Raw genomic sequence first — 20,986 nt, forward strand, 5'->3', positions numbered from 1 at the left:
CACTTGCCATGCCCATTCGAATCATTCACTCCGGCTTGCAGGCTTACGAACAGAGCTGGCAAGCGATGCAAGAATATACTTCTACACGCGACGACTGCAGCGAAGACCAAATCTGGATCGTCGAGCATCCGCCGGTTTACACCCAGGGCTTGAATGGAAAAAGTGAACACCTGCTCTACCCTGACCCGTCGATTCCGATTGTACAAACCGATCGTGGCGGACAAATCACCTATCACGGTCCCGGGCAAATTATTCTGTACGTCCTGATCGATCTGAAACGCGGTAAACTGGGGGTTCGTGCTCTGGTATCCTTACTGGAACAAGCCATTGTCGATTTCCTGAGCAGATATGACATTCAGGCCTATGCCGATCCGGATGCACCCGGAGTTTATGTTGATGGCCGAAAAATTGCCTCTCTCGGTTTGAAAATCCGTAAACAAAAAAGCTACCATGGCCTCGCCTTCAACTTCGACATGGATTTAACTCCCTTTAAAGCGATCAACCCTTGTGGTTTGATCGATATGCAGATGGTGCAATTCAAAGAGCTGGTCGATGCAACTTCAACACCTTTGTTTTCGCAAGCGGCCCTCGAATTGGCACAAATACTTGCTGACCTAGTCGAGCAAAGCATCACACAAAACTCCGGCGAAAATTCCGCAAAACAGCAAGAAGATGCTCCAAGTGCGTGAATCCTTTATAATAAGCGCCTAATATTTAATAGCTCTTCGTAAACGGACACTGAACAGCAGATGGCAAATCCTCCTCAAATTCAAGAAATCGGTCTCGATCAGATCGGCAATGCCAACTCACTGAAAGCGCGCAATGCCGCCATGTCGAAGGGCGAATACAAAACCAAAGCTCTGAAACACCGCCCGGATCCGAATGTTGAAAAACTGCAAAAACCGCGCTGGATCAAGGCCAAACTGCCGAAAGCGCAAGATATTCACCGCGTAAAAGAACTGAAAAACATTCTACGCGAACAGGGACTGCACAGTGTCTGTGAAGAAGCCTCCTGCCCCAACCTTGGAGAATGCTTCGGTCACGGCACCGCGACCTTTATGATTATGGGCGATATCTGCACACGCCGCTGCCCGTTTTGCGATGTTACCTACGGGCGTCCGAAAGCGCTGGATCAAAAAGAACCGCAACACCTGGCCAATACCGTAAAAGCCATGGGGCTGAATTACGTGGTCATTACTTCGGTCGACCGTGATGATCTGCGCGATGGCGGAGCCAACCACTTTCGGCAATGTATCCAGGCTTTACGAGAAACCTCTCCGAACACGACGGTTGAAACACTGGTGCCGGATTTCCGTGGCCGTCTCAGTGTTGCTTTGGAAACCCTTAACCAGTCGCCTCCGGATGTGCTTAACCACAATTTGGAAACCGTACCTCGTCTCTATGAAGAAGCGCGACCAGGAGCGGACTATCAGGCCTCTTTGGATCTGCTTCAACGTTTCAAGCGCAACAACCCGGACGTCAAAACTAAATCCGGCTTGATGGTTGGTTTGGGGGAAAGCATGCAAGAACTGCTGCAAGTCATGCGCGATCTCCGTGCTCACGATGTGGAAATGCTCACTGTCGGCCAATACCTGCAACCCAGCGATTTCCATCTGGCAGTCAAAAAATATTGGACACCGGACGAGTTCAAACAGGTTGAGGAAGCCGGCTATGAAATGGGCTTCAGCAATGTCGCCGCCGGCCCGATGGTGCGCTCTTCATACCATGCAGACCTGCAGGCTCAGGGCATAAAAAGCGATATGAGTTAAAGTTTGAAAAGAAAAAGCCCTGAAAATCAGGGCTTTTTTATTATCGAAAGATCAGAGAAAGGTTACTCTCCAATCATCATGTCCTCGTAGGCATTGCGCAGTTGCTGTTTTTGTTCCTTCGTTAAAACATTCTGCATTTCCTGATGAACTTTAGCTCGTTCCATAAAGGCTTGTTTTCTCACAGCAGTCATATCGTCGTAAGCTTTGGCAATCGCTTTTTCATCACCCGACTGTGTCGCCTGCCAGACCTCGTTACGTGCTTTCCACATATCTTTCATAATTGGAGTCATCTTGCCTGACGCATCAGAACGAATCTTTTGCATTTTCTCGATTTGAGACTGACTTAGATTTAGATTCAGAGAACCATAAGCTCCCATCATTCCCCGACCGAAACCTGCCTGAGCTCCCGGACCGGTGCCACGCATCATTCCTGGGCCAGGACCATAGCCATAACCTTGTCGCATTCCTTGACCAGAGCCATAGCCACCACCCATCCCAGGGCCGTAACCACCCATCATTCCCGGACCTGGACCATAGCCACTGCCCATCCCAGGGCCGTAACCATTCATCATGCCATAGCCTGGACCATAGCCACCGCCCATTCCAGGACCGTAACCATTCATCATGCCATAGCCTGGACCATAGCCACCTCCCATACCGGGACCGTAACCATTCATCATGCCATAGCCTGGACCATAGCCACCGCCCATTCCAGGACCGTAACCATTCATCATTCCATATCCAGGGCCTGTAAAGGCGAAATCGTCATCATCGGCTTGTACTTGTGACATGGGGAGTAATAACGCTGATAGAAATAATGCTTTCATAACCGTTTTCATTTTGAAATCCCTCTTTTCTATATAAATAGATAAAAATGACCTACCACGCCGGCAACCTCCATTTGCCGCGGTGTTAAAACAAAAACTTCTGCATCATATTGACTATAAATACTTTTTGCTGAAATTCAGTCAACTCGACGTTGCTTAATTCTGAAACTTTTTGCGGCATAAGTCAAAGGGACTGCTTTGAGAAATAATTAACCTTAATCAACTCAAGAACAATTATTTCAATTTATAAAATTCTTTAATCACTACAAGCTCCGAAGCTCATTTCACTGGTTAAATGCAAGGTGCTACGACTATTCCAAAATACCAATCGCCCTCATCCGCAGAACGCTTTTTAATCGAATGGTAATACCAAAAGACAGTTCGAATCGGTTACATGCAACAACTGCCGCCTTCTCGAACTATGGTAAAATCGCTGACAAAATTTTGCTTTAAAAACATGAAAATCTAAACCCGCCTTGAACAAAGACCGTGCAAGCCCCATTAAGAGCAAAACCTCGATCCGTTTAATGCCGATATTGGGTTAGACAATGAGCCGGCGGGATTTAATAACGCTAGACCTCTCTTTAGCGGCCAATATAATTTGAGACTTAAATATGGCAACCAATTCAATTCAGCGTTTTTTATTTAAAGAACATAATATTCGCGGGCAGGTGATTCAGCTGCACGATGCCTGGCAACAGATGACCAAAGATCGCCACTATCCGCCAATCATCAGCCAATTATTAGGCGAGTTGACAGCGGTCTCGGTTGTGATGGCCAACGGCATGAAGCATCTGGGAAAAATCACTCTTCAGGTTCAGGGTTCCGGACCGGTCAACCTGTTGGTGGTCGAAGTAACGCATGATTTGAAAATTCGCGGCGTGGCAAAGACCAGCGAGACAATCGACGGTCAAAAGACACTGGATGAACTGCTGGGCGACGGACAAATCCTGGTCACGATGGAAAACATGCAAACCAAGCATCACTTCCAGTCGTATGTTTCCCGCGACGGCGAAACCATTGCCGAGTGTTTCGAGCTGTTTTTCAGTCAATCCGAACAACTGCCAAGTAAAATATGGCTGGCTGCAGATGAACAGCAACTAGGCGGAATTTTGATTCAGAAAATGCCGGACAGCGATGAAAACGATGCCGACGCCTGGGATCGGATCGTTCACCTCACCGATACTTTAAGCGATGAAGAGTTGACGACGCTGGATAGCGAAACCTTATTGCATCGTCTGTTTCACGAGGAATTGGTGGAATTATTTGAAGAACAAACGGTTGTCTACGAATGCCCTCAGGATCGTCAGCGCGTTGATGATATGCTGCGCAGCCTGGGAGAAGAAGAGATTCGTAAACTCCTTGAAGAGCAGGGTGAAATCGTCATCCATAACGAAATCTGCAATGTGCATTTCCGTTACGACGCTAAGGCGGTCGACGAGTTATTTACAGAATCTCACTCTGTTCAGTAATCGTCCGGCAATAAAAAACGGGCTTTCAAATAAGCATGAAAGCCCGCCTTTCCGCAATCTTTGATTAAAAATCAGTCTTCCACTTTACGAGTAAAGACCCAGTCGTTTTCCTTGGACAGCTCCGGTGCAAAACGATAGCCTTCATAATCGAAATACTTCAACTCTTCGGCATTCTCCACCTTGTGATCGGCAGCATAACGAGCCATCAGGCCACGGGCTTTTTTGGCATAGAAGCTGATAATTTTGTACTGACCGTTTTTCCAATCCTTGAAGATCGGCGTCACCAAACGGCCGCTTAATTTCTTTTTATTGACCGCTTTAAAATATTCATTAGACGCCAAATTGACAATGGTCGAGCCACCCTGTGCTTGCAGTTCGGCATTCAATGCCTCGACAATCAAATCACCCCAGAAGGCATATAGATCCTTACCTTTGGAGTTGGCAAATTTGGTTCCCATTTCCAATCGATAAGGCAGCATCAGATCACAAGGCTTTAACAGACCATACAAACCGGAAAGAATGCGCAAATGGGTTTGAACGTAATCGACACCTTCATCCGATAAAGTATAAGCATCCAACCCTTGATAAACATCACCTTTGAACAGCCATGCCGCCTGTTTGGCAATTTGCGGATCAAACGGCAGAGACCAATCCTGAAAACGCTGGTAGTTCAATTCCGAAAGCTTGTCGCTGATGCTCATCAGTTGACCGATTTCTACCGGGCCCAATGCCTGCAGTTCATCGATCAACTGCCGGGCTTGCGATAAAAACTGCGCCTCGGTAGCACAGGAAGTTTGCACCTGACTTGTTTCGTCCAAAGATTTCGCCGGGGAAACCAACATCAACATATTTTTATCCTTTGCAATAGTCTGCACAATCTTGTAACCAGTGTTTCATTATAAAGGATTTGCCCCTGTTTCAGGTCAAAGCATCTTAATCGCCTACTTAGCTTTTCCCTATCAAACCACGTGAACCTATAACATATTACCGTTCACTGATAAGCTTGCTTAGCATGCAGAAACCTCTACAATCGCTTTGATTCGAAACCAATATAAACAAGATAAATTTAAGAGGATCCCATGTCTGCTGATTTACTGACACAAGTGATTTTACCGGGCGCACTATTTTTAATCATGTTCGGAATGGGGCTCAGCCTGCGCCCGCAAAACTTTTATCAAGTCGCTGCCGCACCTAAAGCAGTCGGCATCGGACTTGCTGCGCAGCTATTACTGCTCCCGATACTGGCCTTTATTCTCGCCAACCTTTTGCAACTGTCACCGGAAATCGCCGTAGGTCTGATGATTATTGCTTTAGCACCGAGCGGAGCAACTTCAAACCTGTTCACTTTTCTTAGCAAAGGAGATGTTTCTCTTTCCATCAGCCTGACAGCCGTCATCAGCATTATCACCCCTTTTACCATTCCGTTCGTGGTCGCTTTGGCGATGCAGTACTTTATGGGCACGCAAAGCGAATTCACTCTGCCGATCGGTAAAACCATTCTGCAACTGCTGGTGATTACCGTTATTCCAGTCGCTTTGGGGATGTTGATTCACGCCTATAAACCGAAATGGGCGCAAGCCATGCAAGGATTCTTCAAATGGTTCTCGGTTGCCTTCTTGGCACTGATTATTCTGTTAATCATTCTGAAAAATGCCGCCAATATGGGCAGCTTCTTTGCTCAGGCCGGCCTAGCCACTTTATTACTGAATGTCATCGCTTTACTGCTGGGCTATCAAATCGCCCGCTGGAGCAAACTGGATAAAGCGCAGTCCACAACCATCGGTTTTGAAGTCGGATTACAGAACGGAACCCTGGCTCTGGTGGTTGCAGGCACTTTGATCGGCAACACACAGATGATGATTCCTGCCGTGACCTATTCGATTCTGATGTTTATTACCGGGGCGCTGTTCGCACGCTGGATCAGTCGTCGCTAGTAACGATTAAATAAAACACAAAACCGGAAAGCAAAACGCCCGCAAATGCGGGCGTTTTTTATGCACTCGGAAAAAACCTATTTTTCCGGAAGCACCAGATTCAGTTCCAATACTTCGAAACCGTTCTCTTCATCGATGGAAATCTGCAGTTGATTCTGATCGATTTCGACGTATTTGGCAATCACTTGAAGAATCTCTTCACGCATCTTCGGTAGATAATCCGGAGCCTTACGTTCGGAGCGCTCGTGCGCCAACAAGATCTGCAAACGGTCTTTTGCCTGGTTTGCAGATTTCTTTTTGCGCTGTCCTAGTAAGTAATCTAATAATGCCATATTACTTTCCAAATAGTTTTTTCAGTAGACTTTTCTTCTCGGCCGTCAAGAAACGGTGTTCTTTTTCTTCACCCAAGAAACGATCGACGATATCTTTATACGCCTGAGCCGCTTTGGACTCTTCATCCATAATAACCGGTTCACCGGAGTTGGATGCATTCAAGACATCTTCGGATTCCGGAACCACGCCCAATAGCTTAACGCTCAATAGCTCGATCACGTCGTCAGCAGCCATCATTTCACCGCTGTCAACGCGTCCAGGATTGTAACGAGTCAGGACCAGATGCTCGATAATCGGCTCTTCACCTTGCTCGGCACGACGCGATTTGGCTTGCAGAATCCCCAGAATACGATCCGAGTCACGAACCGACGACACTTCCGGGTTGGTGACGATAATCGCTTCGTCCGCAAAGTACAACGCCAGCTGCGCGCCCTTCTCGATCCCGGCAGGAGAATCACACACGATGTAATCGAAGCCGTCGGCTTTCAGATCTTCAATGACTTTTTCCACGCCTTCTTGCGTTAGAGCGTCTTTATCGCGGGTTTGCGAAGCGGCCAGAATAAACAGGTTCGGTACACGTTTATCCTTGATCAACGCCTGTTTCAGGCTGGCTTCACCCTGTACGACATTAACAAAATCATAAACGACACGACGCTCGCATCCCATAATCAGATCCAGATTACGCAAGCCTACGTCAAAATCGATGACACAGACTTTATTCCCTTTCTGGGCCAAGCCGGTTGAAATGCTCGCACTGGTTGTGGTTTTACCCACGCCACCTTTACCAGAGGTCACCACGATTACCTTTGACACTTTTCTTTACTCCTAGTCTAAGATTTTGTTATTGAACACTAATTTATCATTATTTAAAGAAATTTCGACAAAGCTTTGCTTATAGACGTCATCAATATCTTCCGCCAACAGATAAACTCCAGCGATACAGACCAATTCCGGATTAAGTTGCTTGGCATAAATTCGTGCATCTTCAGCACCGCTTGAACCGGCAATGACTTTCCCCATCACCTTGCCGAAAACGAACACATTACCGTCGGCGATGACTTCCGAACCGGGATTGACCGATCCCATAATAATCAGATCGCGATTTTTCGCATAGATCTGCTGACCGGAGCGTACCGCTCTGGCAACACGCATTGCGCTTGCCAATCCCTCTTCAACCGGTTGAGGTGCTGCAGCTTGAACCGGTTTATCTTCGATCTCTTTCGGCATTTTCTTTTTCGACGTTTCCTTCGGGAAAAGCGCCAGACCGGCAAACTCCGCCTGCTCTTGAATCGCGGGATCTTCACTGCGGATACCGATGGGAATCATCTGTAACTGACGCAAATATTCAATCAGCAAAGCAAGATAAGTCGGATTCTTTAATTCAACTTGCGGTTCGAGGACAATTGGAATACCGATAAAAAAATCCGCCGCTTTGGCAATCTTATCCGCCAGTGCCTGCTTGGTCTCGTCGATATTGTCGTTGTAGAGTTTTAAAACGGTAAAGGAAAGGATAGAACCTTTTAAGTCGATGATTTTTTTGGCCATAAGGGTGTGTCGCTTTAGCGAATACCACCATCTTAAAGCGACCGACAGTGGCATTCACAGCATGTTAAAAGAGAATTATTCGAAGAATTTTACGGCCTTGGGAACAGAAATACCAGTAAAGAACCCACTTACTTGAATTTGAAATTCAAGTGAAAGCAATAATCTCTACTTGTATTGTTAACAGTGACAAGTTTTCGGCCAACTATAATCGGTCGGGAGTCAATTCGATATCTTCCAAAAAATGCTTCAAACGGGTCACTTCGGATTTATCCGCCAACTCATGACCGTGATGCGGCAAACTCATCACCAGTTCCTGTTCTCCGATCATAATTTTCGCTTTATTTGCCGCGGTCACTTCTACCGTCGCACCGTAGTGCTGTAAAGAGTGAACCAATTTTTTCCAGTCGATATTGGTTGCAATCGGGTGAGCAAATACCTTTTCAATCATGGCCTTATGCTTATGACTCATATTTTTCTCCTGTTCAAGTTGTTTTCGGCAACGAAAACCGGGAAACATGATTCCTAACATTCGCCGCCTTTAAGTTTATTAGACTCGATAAATACGGAGAAAGGCTGAATCGAAAATAAGTTTTGCGTCAAAAACTGCCGATCAATACCGACTATTACCGACAACCGGCGTCCTGCTCGGTCTGTTGCAGACGCTCGAAGGTGCCGACATCCGACCAGTAACCGTTAAAACTTCTACCCAGCACTTTGCCTTGCTCGGCCGACGTTCTTAAAATCGGCGCCAGGGGGATAAAACCTTCCTCGATACCGGCAAACACTTGCGGATTCAGGACGCTCAAGCCGGAAAAGGTCAGGTCCCCCTGCTGCAAAAGCTTACCGGCTTCGTCGATACCGAAATCGCCGCTGCGATTATGCGCCGGATTCGGCACCAGATTCAGGCAGGCATGCAATTCCGATCTATCGTTCAGCTCCTGAGCCTGACGAACCAATTCATGAAAGTCAAAATCGGTAAAAACATCGCCGTTTACAACAATAAACGGTTGATCGCCTAATTTTGGAAGAGCACGGATAATACCGCCGGCGGTTTCCAGACCGCCTTCCGGCTCCGGCGAGTAGTGAATCTGCAGATTCCATCGGGAACCGTCACCCAACGCGCTTTCGATCTTGTCGCCCAACCAGGCATGGTTAATCACCACTTCACGAATTCCGGCCTCCGCCAGTTTTTCCAAGTGATAGACGATCAAAGGTTTGCCGCATACCTCAACCAGCGGCTTTGGAAGAGTATCGGTCAGAGGACGCAAACGATTACCGCGTCCGGCAGCCAAAATCATCGCTTTGATAGAGTGACTCATGACAATCCTTCAACACACGACGATTAAGCGACATTTGCCGGTTGGTTCAACAACTCATGCGGTAAAACGCGCTCTTCAAGGAAGCGGACCAGATCGGCCATTTCCGGATAGTTTCGCCCAACATCGACCATATATCTGACCGTTTGCGGTATATCGTCCAGATAACCGTTTTTACCGTCACGATGGAACAGTCTGGCAAAGATACCGGAAGCTTTGAGATGACGCTGAATTCCCATCAGATCCATCGCTCTGCGGAAGCCATTCCATTCGTCCTTTGACAAAAGGCCGTGTTGACAAAGATCAAGGAAGTAAGCTCTCTGCCACTCTTCAACCTGTTCTTGAGGCCAGGCAATATAACAGTCGCGTAACAGAGAAACCGCGTCATAACTCAAGGCGCCGTGAACTGCGTCCTGAAAGTCGAGAATCCCCGGCTGACCACTGTCTGAAACCATTAAATTACGACTGTGATAGTCGCGATGGACATAGGTTTGCGGCTGCTGCAATGCCGAATTCATCAGCAAAGACTGCGTCTCTTTCCATGCGGCACGTTCTAACTTATTCATCGAAGAGCACAGATGCTCGTCGAGCAGCCAGTCGGAAAACAGATTCATCTCATTTAACAAAAGCGTTTGATCGTAACTCGGCAGCTCGGATGCATATTCACGGCCTCTTACCTGCATCTGCACCAGAGAAGCCAGAGCCTGGCGGTACAAGCGATCGGCCAGCTCTTCGTCGCGATCCTGCAAAACCGACAGATACGTCTGGTTACCGAGATCGCTCAGCAGTAAAAAGCCCTGCTCAAGATCTTGCGCCAGAACTCGAGGAACATTCAAGCCGATTTGATCCAACTGGGAAGAAATCTTGATAAACGGACGACAATCTTCATGCTCGACCGGAGCATCCATGATAATGAAGGAAGCCGGTTCTGCATGGGCATTCTGGTTTTCTATTCGGAAATAGCGGCGAAAGCTGGCATCGCTGGAAGCAGGTGTCGGCATCGAGAAGTCGGATTCGCGGATTTGCGGCACACTTTGCAGCCAATCCAATAGAGCTTGAAATCTTTCCGTCATCGTTTTCTGTCTCGGTTAAAATAAGCAACAACGAATAATTCATGATTCTGGCCCGGATGTCAAATCTTCACATACAACAGCAACCAACCGAACACGCCTTTTTCCGCTGCAAGCTACCACCTAGACGCGCGCTGTACAATGCGGTCTGCGCTTGCCTATTCGGCTTGAGCAGCGGTATTCCCATGCAGACGCAAGCGGCCGAGATCGACGGATCTTGCTTGCCGGCATTGATTTTTCCGGTTGAAGAAAAGTTGTTTAACGATCAAAACAGTGATGAACGCAAAGTTGAAGCGAGCCGTCTGTTGCAGCCGGACAGCAATCACTATCGTTTTGAAGGCGACGTCGTCTATCAGCAGAATCAGCTTCAAGTCAAAGCCCAGAGTGTCGACTACGACCGTAACAGCCGCCAAGCGGAATTTACCGACGGCGTAGAACTGCAAAGCAAAGATATACTGGTCAGTGCCAAAAATGCCGTTTTAAAAGATCAGCCAAAAGGCGCGCAGCTGAACGACACCCATTTCCAGCTGCTGCCGAGCCGAGCGCACGGTTCTTCGAAGAAAATTCAGTACCGCCAGGAAGATGGCCAAGCCGTTCTGGAAAAAACCACAATCAGTACCTGCCCGATCGATAAACAGCATAAGACCGACTGGTTTATCAATGTCGACCGTCTGACAGTTGATCAATCTTCACGCAGAGTCATCGCCAAGGACGCGGTTTTCTATTTCAAAGACGTGCCGATTTTTTACTCGCCGTATTTCAACTATCCGTTGGACGATCGCGCTTCAGGTCTGTTGTTCCCGCAAGGCGGGAGCTATAAATCGTTAACTCAAACCGATCCTTCGCAATATTTAAAAGTCCCCTATTACTTCAATATCGCTCCGAATATGGACGACACCCTGACGTTGATGCCTATGACCCAGCGAGGTCTGGTGCTCGATAATGAATTCCGTTACATGGGCAAACATAAAGCCATCGAGCATTCGGCGGTGATCAATCTGAGCTTTCTGAACGACGACTTGACCGCTCGTGACGGTTTGGTCAGCACCGACAGCAACGGTGATCTGGTTTACGGCAAGAAGCAGGCCGAGCGCTGGCGCGGTACGATCTCGGCGCGTCAGAACTGGGGACATGGTTTCAGCAGTCAATTGCAATGGATTGAAGTGTCCGATCCACACTTCTTCAACGACATTCCGGTCGACATAGCACTCAAGAATAAAACCCAGACACCGCGCTTTGCCCGTGTCGATTATCAAAGCCGTAACTTCAGCGCCTACGCGACCATGTTCGGTTTCCTGAAATTGCAAAATGCCCCGACCAACTATGAGAAGCGTCCGGAGGTCGGGTTCAATTTCTACCAGGCGGAAAGCTGGTTTGACTTTAACCTCTCCGGTCAAGCGGTTCGCTTCGATCTTGAAGACAATCCGAATTCGGATGTAGTCGGCAACCGTTACCATTTGAATCCGAGCCTGGTGTGGAGCAAACAAAAAACCTACGGCGGCATTACCGCAACCGCCGCCTCGCAGATGGTCAAATATGATCTGGAGAATCAGCCATCGGACTCTGAACCGACCAGCGCCGTTCCGCAGTTTGCTTTGGACGCTCATCTGGTATTCGAGCGCACCGCACAAATTTTTGGTGAAAGCTACCGGCAAAGCTTGATTCCGAAAATACAGTACCTATATGTACCTTATGAAGATCAAAGCAGTCAGCCGATTTTCGACACCCAGGAACGCAGTCTGGATTTCAGCAACCTGTTTGCAATGAATCGCTTTAGCGGGAATGACCGGGTTGGTGACGACAACCGCGTCAGTGTTGCCCTAACCACTCAGTTCGAGAATGCACAAGGCCAGCAGGTGGCGGATTTCGGAATCGGTCAGATGTTCTACTTTGCCGATCGAAAAGTCGGAGTAGAAACCTCGCCGGCAACGATAACCGACCGCCGTTCCGATTACTATCTCAAAGCCGGTATCGGAAGCCCTCAGCTGTATATCAGTTCGACTTTGCTGGTGGATGAAAATGATGGCTCGCTACAAGGCAGTTCATCGCGTTTCAGCTGGCAACCTTCACCGAAACAACAACTTCTGATCAGCCACTACCGTCATCCGCAAAACAGTTCGCTGAACGATACGGTATCGGCTGGAGGTTACAGCCAGCTTGACCAGAACTGGCAGCTTGGCGGTTACGTTGAATATGACCTGAAAGCCGAACGACTGTATGAAACCAACCTCGGATTCCGCTATGACAGTTGCTGTTGGGCGGCAGAATTTGTGGCGGAACGTACACAACTGGAAAATGGCTTGTATAATGATGGCTTTCAAATGCAGTTTGAGCTGAAAGGCTTGAGTTCAAACGGAAACCGTTTTAAAAACGATTTGGCCAATAAATTCAATTATTAGAGACCCCCGATGAAGAACCGATTTCATTCTCTCTTTTTCTTTTTTAGCTTCAGCTTTGTTTATGCACTCTTTCCCTCTCTGGCATCCGCCGATGTCCTGTTAGACCGTGTAGTCGCCGTCGTCAACGACCGCGTCATTTTAAAAAGCGAACTCACCGAGCGCATGTTCGAAAAATCGCAAGAGCTGGCCGCCAAAAACATTCCGGTAACCGATAACAAAGCCCTGCAACAGCAAGTTCTGGATAGTTTGATCTTGGAAGACGTTCAGCTGGATCGAGCTGCCGCTCTTGGACTGAAAGCCGAAGACGAAGAAGTCAATCAGCAACTGGAAAAAATTGCCCAGCGCAATAAAATGACCATTTTCCAACTGCGTAACCGCCTAAATCTGGAAATGGAAAACGGTTTTGAAAAAATCCGCGACAAAATTCGCGATCAGATCCTGATTCAGAAACTGCGCGAGGCTGAAGTGATCAGTCAGGTACACGTCTCGGAAAGTGAAATCAAACACTATTTGAAACGCCAAAAGCTGTCGAAGCGCAATACCGAGGTCAAACTGAGCCACATTCTGATCGCCTTACCGGAGTCGGCAACTCCGATGCAGCGCCAGCAGGCTTTGGAAAAAATTCAAAAAATCCGTTTGATGCTATTGTCCGGAGAATCCTTTTCCAAGCTGGCAGTGCGCTACTCCAACGGCGGCCATGCATTGGAAGGCGGAAACCTTGGCTGGTTGAAACAGGATCAGGTACCGACTTTCTTTGCCGAACAGGTATTGAAACTGGAACCGGGCGACATCAGCCAGATCATCGAAAGTCCGAGCGGTTTCCATCTGATCAAACTTGACGAAGAGCGCGAAGCTGCAGGCGGCGAAGTAACAGAGTACCATCTGCACCGCTTCATGGTACTGAGCGACAATGCACAAAACCAGGAAGTACCGCAGAATATTGCCGACATTGCTGCCAATATGAAGAGCTTGGAAGATTTCAACGCTTTAAGCACCGAATTCAACGACCTGCCTAGCGATCTGAACGCCAACAGCGATCTGGGATGGCGAACTCTGGATGCGATTCCTGATGCGCTTCGCGAACATGTTAAAACACTGGCGCCGAATCACGCTCTGACTCCTATCGCCACTCCGCAAGGCTGGTTAATCATTTTCCTTGAAGACAAACGTAAAGTTTTTGCTACCGAAAACGAAACTCAGGAAGCGGTTCAGGCGATTCGTATGCGCAAAGCCAACGAAATGTTCGATCTATGGCTGCGCCGCTTGAAAGACGAAGCCTTTATCCAGATCAAACTTGACGACGATAAGGGCGCCTAACCACATCCGTTTTCGATCCGCCGCGAAATAAACTTCCTCACAGAGCGGATCGAACCAATCAGAATCAACCTAGGACACTCAAAGCTATGACTGCAAGACTGGTCATCACCTCTGGCGAACCGGCCGGAATCGGCCCGGATTTAGTATTGATGCTCGCGCAACAGGACTGGCCTGTCGAACTGGTCGTACTGGCTAACAAGACTCTGCTGGAGAGCCGTGCACAACAACTGAAACTGCCGGTTGACTTACTGGATTATCAAGCAGGGGAACCCCCGCACCCAAGTCGAAAAGGACAAATGCTGGTCGAAGACTTGCCGTTGAACGCCGAAGTCGTCAGCGGCCAACTGGACCCGTTGAACGCCGACTATGTTCTGAGAATGCTCAAACGCGCTATCCACGGATGCATGAGCGGTGAATTCGCCGGAATGGTGACCGGCCCGATCCATAAAGGTGTAATTAATGAGTCCGGCATCCCTTTCAGCGGGCACACCGAGTTGCTTGCCGAAGAGAGCGGTACCGACCGTGTCGTCATGATGTTGGCAACCCCCGGGCTGCGTGTCGCTCTGGCGACCACTCACCTGCCGTTGAAGGACGTTGCCGATGCAATTCAGCCGCAACTGTTGCGCGAGATCCTCAGCATTACCGACCGCTCGCTACGTGAGCAGTTCGGCATCGACCATCCACGCATTCTAGTGGCCGGACTGAATCCGCATGCTGGTGAGGGCGGTCATATGGGGCGCGAGGAGATTGAAGTCATTGAACCTGTGATGCAAGAATTCCGAAACAGCATGAATTTGAGCGGCCCCCTACCGGCAGATACCTTGTTCACACCGAAATACCTGCAACAAGCCGACGCGGTTTTGGCGATGTATCACGATCAGGGCTTGCCGGTTCTAAAACATATGGGCTTCGGCAATGCCGTCAACATCACACTCGGCCTGCCGTTTGTCCGCACTTCCGTCGACCACGGCACCGCGCTGGACCTGGCTGGAACCGGTAAAGCCGATCCACAGAGTTTCCGCTACGCAATCGAAGTTGCTCAGCAGATGATCGGTGCAAAAACGGCCTAGAAACATATCGAAAAGGACGTTGCATGAGTAGAGACTTTAAAAAACCTAGCGGCCACAAACATAAAAAACAGTTTGGCCAAAACTTCCTTAACAACGGCCGAATTATCGACCGGATCGTTGCGTCGATCCGCCCGCAATCTCAAGATCATATGGTGGAAATCGGACCGGGTGAAGCTGCACTGACCGAACCGCTGATCAATGTTGTCGATCGATTGGAAATCATTGAAATCGACAATGACCTGATCACCCCCCTGAAAATTCGTTTCGCCGCCAAACCGGCGTTTCACCTACATCATACCGATGCCTTGGCGTTTGATTATTCCACCCTGCTGATCGATGAACGTCCTTTGCGTATCGTCGGTAACCTGCCGTACAACATCTCCAGCCCCCTGCTGTTCCACCTGCTGAACTATGCCGAACATATTCAGGATATGCACTTTATGCTGCAAAAAGAAGTGGTCGATCGTTTGTGCAGCGAGCCGGGCAATCGAAATTACGGTCGCCTCAGCGTTATGATTCAATACGCCTGCCAAACCGAATACCTGTTTACCGTCGGCCCGGAAAACTTTGACCCGCCGCCTAAAGTCGATTCGGCAATTGTGCGCCTGATCCCGCACCGTCAAAAACCTTTTCTGGCCGACGATGAAAAAGTGTTTGCCGAAGTCGTCAAACAATCCTTCAGTTTGAAACGCAAAACCCTGCGCAACAATCTGAAAGGCTGGATGGACAACGAACAGATCGAAGCCTGCGATATCGACCCCGGCTGTCGCGCCGAGACTCTAAGCGTTGAAGAGTTCGTCAAACTGGCCAATTCCTACACTGCACTAAAACAGGCAGATCACTGATGGCAACCTATATCATTGGCGACGTCCACGGCTGTTTTGACGAGCTGCAGCGGCTATTGCAGAAACTGGATTATCAGCGCGAACAGGATCATCTCTGGTTTGTCGGCGATATTATCAATCGCGGTCCGAAATCGCTGGAATCGCTGCGGTTCGTAAAAGAACTCTGCGAAGCGGGTAAAGCCGATATGGTACTTGGCAATCACGACTTTCATCTGTTGGCTGCCTACAGCGGGTTGGATAAATTTCTTTCCAAATCGGACAGCATCGACGATGTATTGCAAAGCCCTGATGTCGCCGAACTGGTCGACTGGCTGAGGCACCAGCCGTTGATGGTTAAGCACCCTGTCTATCAGGTTGCCATGGTGCATGCCGGCATACCGCCGCAGTGGAGCATTCAGGAAGCCTTGAATTATGCCAAGGAAGTCGAAGTGCATCTACAGGCGGATGATTGGCAGACCTTTTTAAGGGAACATCTTTTCGGCAGCCAGCCGGATGAATGGATTGAAGGCTTGCAGGGTTGGGATCGAATCCGCTATATTGTCAATTCGTTTGCCCGCATGCGTTACTGCGATCGCAACGGTAAACTGGAATTCAAACAGAAGGGCGCGCCGCAGGATGCACAGAGCGATTGGCAACCATGGTTCGTCTTCCCTAATCGCCGCAACAAGGACTACGAAGTCTTTTTCGGCCACTGGTCGACGCTCGGCGCGGTGGATGCTTATCAGATCCATGCTCTCGACACCGGCTGCTTATGGGGTGGATGCCTGACAGCCTATCATCTGGAAGAGAAAAAACGGATTACCGTCGATTGCCCTCAGCAGCAAAAACCGAAACTGAAAAACAAAGCCAAACAGAAGGGTTCATAATATTTATGGCCAAGAAACCGCTTCCTTTTCCTGAAGATCAAGTGCCGACAGCAGATCAGATGTTGAACCGACTGTACGCGATCGAACCGAACAGTTTTGAAACCGAGCGCATTGCCGAAAACCTTAGAGGTAAACGCAACTGGATCAGCGCTTTCACCATTCCGGTCAGCGCAATTTTATTGGTCAGCATGACCTTAATCGGCACTTTCCTAAGCGACCGTTTTGTTGTCAGTTTCCTGATCAGCGCCCTGCTGGTTTACTGGATCGGCAAAATCGTCGAATTTTACGACAAAAGCTTCGATCGAAAAGCTCGAATTCAAGTTCTGAATCATATCGCCGAAACCGAAACCGATTACGCTTTTCTACCGCACTTCAAAAGCTTTCTTCCTAACAAATACCAACATCTGGTACGCGCTTTGAGCAAGCAGAACTTCTTCTATATCGTGCCTTACGCCAAAGCGATCCAACATCTACAAAGACACCTCGATCACGACGCCTTTCGCAGTTACTGGCACCTAAGCTACCCGCAAACCAAACCCCAGCAGGAAACCCAGGTACAGGTTGAAATCTAAAAACTTAATGCCCGCCGCCGCACTTGGGAGACTGAGGCGCGGATTCACCGCGTTTCTGCCACTCCTGCGGCGAGTAGGTATGCAATGCCAAAGCGTGAAATTGCGGCATTAAATCCTGCAAAATTTTATACACGGCCTGCTGACGTTTTACCCGGCTTAAATCCGTAAATTGCGGACTGACCAGAGTCAATTTAAAATGCGACTCCGTCGCAGGACCCGCATGCTGATGACTCTCGTTTTCCAGCGCCATCCATTCAACTTCGAACCCTTGGCTAATCGCCTCTTCTATCTGCTGCTGCAAAGACATTCCGAACTCCTAAACGCGGTTTTTGATTGGAAAAAGTGCGCCCATTGTAAATCAACTATCAAGCTAATTTATCGACAAATAGAACTTGATTAACAAAAAGCGATTTTACCCATACTTTTTCCACGATGTATAATCAAAGGCTCGATTATTGTATCTCTTTACACACTCAGGAGCGAACCATGCGACGATTCAAACTGGGAGCGGTACTACTGCTCTGCCTAAGCTCTATCAGCCTTGCAGGTCACGCCGACGAACCTGTCCAAAGCAACTATAAATTAAAACCGGTTCCGGAAATGCAGCATCCGCCAAGTGACCGCTTCCCCGGCGATCCGGCCGAACACAAAGTCGTCTATATGTGGAACCATGCCGATCAGGAGTATCAGTTGCATATTTTGAATTCGATCCAGGCGATGATTAAAAAATACGGCGACAATGTCGAGATTTCGGTGGTTGTCATCGGCCCGGGAATTCATGCGCTGGCAACCCATCCGCAACGCCATGTCGAACCGCTGAATTATCAGCGTGTTGAAAGTTTTGCCAAGGACTATAAAGTTCGCTGGATCGCCTGCGGCAGTACCATGAATACCATCGGTTGGACCGACAAGGATATCCGCCCGTTTGCCGAATATGCTGATGTCGGTGCCGCAGCCTTGATGGAATTGCAGGAAAACGGCTATAAACTGGTTGTCTGGTAGCTCTCAGCCTTAAATGAAACACCCAAAACAAAAAAGCGGAGCCATATGACTCCGCTTTTTATTTTCATATCAACCGCTATGTCAGGCTTACTTTTTCGCCTCTTGTGCCTGCAGAAGCAGATCGATCTTGGCATGCAGACTGGCGACCTCTTCTGCCAACTGACGTTCCGAATCCATGATCTCCTCTTGCTTATCACCGAGTTTTTCCGCTTCCATCTTTTTATGTTCTTCATCCAGAACTTCAACCACAATCCCGATCATCATATTCAGGAAGACAAAAGCCGAGAAGAAAATAAAGGTCACATAATAGATCCAGCTCAGCGGGTAGACAGTCATGGTCTCGTACATGACATCGGTCCAGTCTTCAAAGGTTGCGACACGGAACAGCGTCAGGAGAGCGATCCCCAAATCCCCCCACAACTGCGGATTGATCTGCGAGAAGAGTAAATTACCGATGACCGCATACAGATAGAAGATGATAAACATCAGCAAAGCGACATAGCCCATTCGCGGTAAAGCGTTGATCAGAGCCGTTACCAAGACTCGCAGTTCCGGAATAAAAGAAATCAAACGCATAACACGGAACAGACGCAGCATACGCGCGATCAAGGCATACTCGGAATCGTCAAGCGGAATCAAACTCACGACCACGATAATAAAATCGAAAATATTCCAGCCCTTCTTGAAGAAGTCGCGCAGACGATCTTCGGCCGCCATGCGAATCAATATCTCCACCAGGAAAAACAGTGTGACCGCGTAGTCTAAAAAGATCAAAATCGTCGACGCGGTTTCGTTTAGCTGGTAAGTGCGAATCCCGATCATCAACGACGAAAACAGAATGACCGCGATCACAAACATTTCAAAAATTTTATTGTCGCGAATTCTTTGAAAACCTTCTTTAAAAGCGTCCCAAGTCATGCATATAACCCTTAAAAAATTAATCGTCATCCGCCCGGTACAGTAGAACTGAGCCCGAAAGCCACTGTAACGAACCGAAAATCGAGCGTATTTTACTTAAAAAACCGCGCGGCGAAATTGTTAAAATAAGATTTTTTTATTACACATTGTAGCGGAGTTTATCATGGCAAAGATTGAAGTCATTGGACAGGGCGAATGCGAATTCGACGACCAATTCTCGATGCTGGAAGCATTGGACGAAAACGGGTTCGACATGCCTTATAGCTGTCGCGGCGGCAACTGTGGAGCCTGTGCCGTACGTTTGATTTCCGGTGAAGTCGAGGAAATTCAAACGCCGATCTACGAGCCGGGCGAAGGTGAAATCTTGACCTGTAGCGTCATCCCGCTAACCGATGTCGTGATTGAAGTGATCTAGAACCCAAGCAAAAGAGTCGCATGGCCGACAGGTTATGCGGACTTGATACTTGCCGGCAATTTCCTGCAGGCATAAAAAAACCCTGCCGAAGCAGGGTTTTTCTTTAAGCGATTACCGGAATCTTATTGGATTTTAGCCAACTGTTCCATCGCTACCTTGTGAGGAAGCGCGATATAACCGTCTTTAACTACGTCTTCTTGACCTTTCTTAGAAAGAACCAATTTAACGAATTCTTTTACAACAGGCTCAAGTGGCTTGTTAGGCGCCTTGTTAACGTAAACGTACAACAGACGAGATAGAGGGTAAGTTCCGTTTACAGCATTGTCAGTGTTTGCTTCAACGAATGGCTTACCTTCTTTCTTAGAAAGAGGAACTGCTTTAACACCAGCTGTTTTGTAACCGATACCAGAGTAACCGATACCGTTCAATGAAGCAGAAACAGACTGTACAACAGAAGCTGAACCAGGTTGCTCGTTTACAGAAGACTTGTAGTCACCTTTACAAAGAGCGTGTTTTTTGTAGTAACCGTAAGTACCGGAAACAGAGTTACGTCCGTAAAGCTGAATCGTTTTGCTAGCCAATTCACCTTCAACACCAACTTGACCCCAAGTCGTTACGTCTTCTTTATAGCCACATTTACGAGTTGAAGAGAAAATCGCATCAACTTCAGGAATAGTCAAACCTTTGATTGGGTTGTCTTTGTTGACGTAAACAGCCAAAGCATCGATTGCAACCGCGATAGGAGTTGGCTTGTAACCGTGCTTAGATTCAAACATTTCGATCTCTTTAGACTTCATTTTACGGCTCATAGGACCGATGTTAGAAGTGCTCTCAGTTAGAGCCGGAGGAGCAGTTGAAGAACCTGCAGCCTGAATTTGAATGTTAACGTTAGGGTAAGTACGCTTAAATTCTTCTGCCCACAAGGTCATCAAATTAGCAAGAGTATCTGAACCTACTGAAGAAAGGTTACCGGAAATACCAGAAACTTTTTCATAAGTAGGCAGGTCTTCAGCAAATGCCGAAGCTGGTGCAAAAGAAACTGCTGCCAGTCCCATTGCTAATAGAAGATTTGTTTTTTTCATCTGTCGTTCTCCAAAGTTGAAACAGCATCCAAAAGGTGAAGCAAATTATAAGAAGGCAACATAAAACTAACTTGACACAAATGTTACAGGAAAATGACAAATCACTTTTCCCAGCTGCAAAACTCAAATCATTCTGAAAAAAACCGAGCATTACTGTCATCTTTTTGTAACAAAACTCCCCCTTTCACAGCCTTTTTCTATACAATTCACCCGATCAACCTCAATCATACAAAG

23 protein-coding genes are annotated in these 20,986 nt (G+C 48.0%); 12 read left to right on the forward strand and 11 right to left on the reverse strand.

The features are described 5' to 3' along the window. The first annotated feature begins 8 nt into the window (after window positions 1–8). Window positions 9–689, forward strand: coding sequence for a lipoyl(octanoyl) transferase LipB (gene lipB, locus H8792_RS02290; RefSeq protein ID WP_194947526.1), 681 nt, complete (start codon window positions 9–11; stop codon window positions 687–689). 60 nt (window positions 690–749) lie between these two features. Next, window positions 750–1,769 (forward strand): lipoyl synthase, encoded by a 1,020-nt coding sequence (lipA, locus tag H8792_RS02295; RefSeq protein WP_194947527.1) that lies wholly within the window; start codon window positions 750–752, stop codon window positions 1,767–1,769. A gap of 62 nt (window positions 1,770–1,831) precedes the next feature. Here the strand turns inward: lipA and H8792_RS02300 are convergent, their stop codons facing one another. Further along, a complete protein-coding gene (locus tag H8792_RS02300; RefSeq protein WP_194947528.1) occupies window positions 1,832–2,503 on the reverse strand; it encodes a Spy/CpxP family protein refolding chaperone in 672 nt (223 codons plus the stop codon). 707 nt (window positions 2,504–3,210) lie between these two features. Between H8792_RS02300 and hslO the strand changes: the two genes are divergently transcribed. Further along, entirely contained in the window at window positions 3,211–4,068 is an 858-nt protein-coding gene (gene hslO, locus H8792_RS02305; RefSeq protein WP_194947529.1) for an Hsp33 family molecular chaperone HslO, read from the forward strand. A gap of 71 nt (window positions 4,069–4,139) precedes the next feature. Here hslO and yaaA read toward each other — a convergent pair whose 3' ends face one another. After that, window positions 4,140–4,916, reverse strand: a complete 777-nt coding sequence (yaaA, locus tag H8792_RS02310; protein ID WP_194947530.1) for a peroxide stress protein YaaA — start codon at window positions 4,914–4,916, stop codon at window positions 4,140–4,142. Between the two features lie 231 nt (window positions 4,917–5,147). Between yaaA and H8792_RS02315 the strand changes: the two genes are divergently transcribed. Next, the gene (locus tag H8792_RS02315) at window positions 5,148–6,002 is read left to right on the forward strand and encodes a bile acid:sodium symporter family protein (RefSeq protein ID WP_194947531.1); all 855 of its coding nucleotides are present in this window, start codon (window positions 5,148–5,150) and stop codon (window positions 6,000–6,002) included. A gap of 77 nt (window positions 6,003–6,079) precedes the next feature. Here the strand turns inward: H8792_RS02315 and minE are convergent, their stop codons facing one another. From minE to H8792_RS02345, 6 genes are all read right to left on the reverse strand, one after another. Further along, complete coding sequence (gene minE, locus H8792_RS02320) at window positions 6,080–6,334, reverse strand: cell division topological specificity factor MinE (protein WP_194947532.1); 255 nt, start codon at window positions 6,332–6,334, stop codon at window positions 6,080–6,082. A 1-nt stretch (window position 6,335) separates the two neighbouring features. After that, window positions 6,336–7,148, reverse strand: a complete 813-nt coding sequence (gene minD, locus H8792_RS02325; RefSeq protein ID WP_194947533.1) for a septum site-determining protein MinD — start codon at window positions 7,146–7,148, stop codon at window positions 6,336–6,338. A 12-nt stretch (window positions 7,149–7,160) separates the two neighbouring features. Next, window positions 7,161–7,880: a septum site-determining protein MinC gene (gene minC, locus H8792_RS02330; RefSeq protein WP_194947534.1), complete on the reverse strand. Its 720-nt coding sequence runs from the start codon at window positions 7,878–7,880 to the stop codon at window positions 7,161–7,163. Between the two features lie 202 nt (window positions 7,881–8,082). Next, window positions 8,083–8,349 (reverse strand): hypothetical protein, encoded by a 267-nt coding sequence (locus H8792_RS02335; RefSeq protein ID WP_194947535.1) that lies wholly within the window; start codon window positions 8,347–8,349, stop codon window positions 8,083–8,085. A 154-nt stretch (window positions 8,350–8,503) separates the two neighbouring features. Then, complete coding sequence (gene murU / locus H8792_RS02340; protein WP_228766892.1) at window positions 8,504–9,199, reverse strand: N-acetylmuramate alpha-1-phosphate uridylyltransferase MurU; 696 nt, start codon at window positions 9,197–9,199, stop codon at window positions 8,504–8,506. A gap of 23 nt (window positions 9,200–9,222) precedes the next feature. Next, a complete protein-coding gene (locus H8792_RS02345) occupies window positions 9,223–10,269 on the reverse strand; it encodes an aminoglycoside phosphotransferase family protein (protein ID WP_194947536.1) in 1,047 nt (348 codons plus the stop codon). A 56-nt stretch (window positions 10,270–10,325) separates the two neighbouring features. On the opposite strand from H8792_RS02345, the gene H8792_RS02350 reads away from it, so the two are divergent. The 6 genes from H8792_RS02350 to H8792_RS02375 all read left to right on the forward strand — a co-directional run bounded on the left by H8792_RS02350 (window position 10,326) and on the right by H8792_RS02375 (window position 17,335). Further along, complete coding sequence (locus tag H8792_RS02350; RefSeq protein WP_194947537.1) at window positions 10,326–12,665, forward strand: LPS-assembly protein LptD; 2,340 nt, start codon at window positions 10,326–10,328, stop codon at window positions 12,663–12,665. 9 nt (window positions 12,666–12,674) lie between these two features. Next, window positions 12,675–13,982, forward strand: coding sequence for a peptidylprolyl isomerase (locus tag H8792_RS02355; protein WP_194947538.1), 1,308 nt, complete (start codon window positions 12,675–12,677; stop codon window positions 13,980–13,982). Between the two features lie 86 nt (window positions 13,983–14,068). Then, window positions 14,069–15,052, forward strand: a complete 984-nt coding sequence (gene pdxA / locus H8792_RS02360; RefSeq protein ID WP_194947539.1) for a 4-hydroxythreonine-4-phosphate dehydrogenase PdxA — start codon at window positions 14,069–14,071, stop codon at window positions 15,050–15,052. 23 nt (window positions 15,053–15,075) lie between these two features. Further along, complete coding sequence (rsmA, locus tag H8792_RS02365; RefSeq protein WP_194947540.1) at window positions 15,076–15,897, forward strand: 16S rRNA (adenine(1518)-N(6)/adenine(1519)-N(6))-dimethyltransferase RsmA; 822 nt, start codon at window positions 15,076–15,078, stop codon at window positions 15,895–15,897. Then, a complete protein-coding gene (locus H8792_RS02370) occupies window positions 15,897–16,763 on the forward strand; it encodes a symmetrical bis(5'-nucleosyl)-tetraphosphatase (RefSeq protein WP_194947541.1) in 867 nt (288 codons plus the stop codon). The genes rsmA and H8792_RS02370 overlap by 1 nt, the downstream gene beginning before the upstream one ends. 5 nt (window positions 16,764–16,768) lie before the next feature. Next, window positions 16,769–17,335 (forward strand): hypothetical protein, encoded by a 567-nt coding sequence (locus tag H8792_RS02375; protein WP_194947542.1) that lies wholly within the window; start codon window positions 16,769–16,771, stop codon window positions 17,333–17,335. A gap of 4 nt (window positions 17,336–17,339) precedes the next feature. Here H8792_RS02375 and H8792_RS02380 read toward each other — a convergent pair whose 3' ends face one another. Beyond that, window positions 17,340–17,642 (reverse strand): BolA family protein, encoded by a 303-nt coding sequence (locus H8792_RS02380; RefSeq protein ID WP_194947543.1) that lies wholly within the window; start codon window positions 17,640–17,642, stop codon window positions 17,340–17,342. Between the two features lie 179 nt (window positions 17,643–17,821). Here H8792_RS02380 and H8792_RS02385 point away from each other — a divergent pair, with 179 nt between their 5' ends. Next, entirely contained in the window at window positions 17,822–18,337 is a 516-nt protein-coding gene (locus H8792_RS02385) for a DsrE family protein (RefSeq protein ID WP_194947544.1), read from the forward strand. A gap of 87 nt (window positions 18,338–18,424) precedes the next feature. On the opposite strand, the gene H8792_RS02390 is transcribed toward H8792_RS02385, so the two are convergent. After that, window positions 18,425–19,255: an ion transporter gene (locus H8792_RS02390; RefSeq protein WP_194947545.1), complete on the reverse strand. Its 831-nt coding sequence runs from the start codon at window positions 19,253–19,255 to the stop codon at window positions 18,425–18,427. Window positions 19,256–19,418: 163 nt separating this feature from the next. Here H8792_RS02390 and H8792_RS02395 point away from each other — a divergent pair, with 163 nt between their 5' ends. Next, the gene (locus tag H8792_RS02395) at window positions 19,419–19,670 is read left to right on the forward strand and encodes a 2Fe-2S iron-sulfur cluster-binding protein (RefSeq protein WP_194947546.1); all 252 of its coding nucleotides are present in this window, start codon (window positions 19,419–19,421) and stop codon (window positions 19,668–19,670) included. Window positions 19,671–19,792: 122 nt separating this feature from the next. On the opposite strand, the gene H8792_RS02400 is transcribed toward H8792_RS02395, so the two are convergent. Beyond that, window positions 19,793–20,752: a PstS family phosphate ABC transporter substrate-binding protein gene (locus tag H8792_RS02400; protein ID WP_194947547.1), complete on the reverse strand. Its 960-nt coding sequence runs from the start codon at window positions 20,750–20,752 to the stop codon at window positions 19,793–19,795. Between the last annotated feature and the right edge of the window lie 234 nt (window positions 20,753–20,986).

It is taken from the genome of Thiomicrorhabdus heinhorstiae, from assembly GCF_013391765.2.
GTDB lineage: Bacteria > Pseudomonadota > Gammaproteobacteria > Thiomicrospirales > Thiomicrospiraceae > Thiomicrorhabdus > Thiomicrorhabdus heinhorstiae.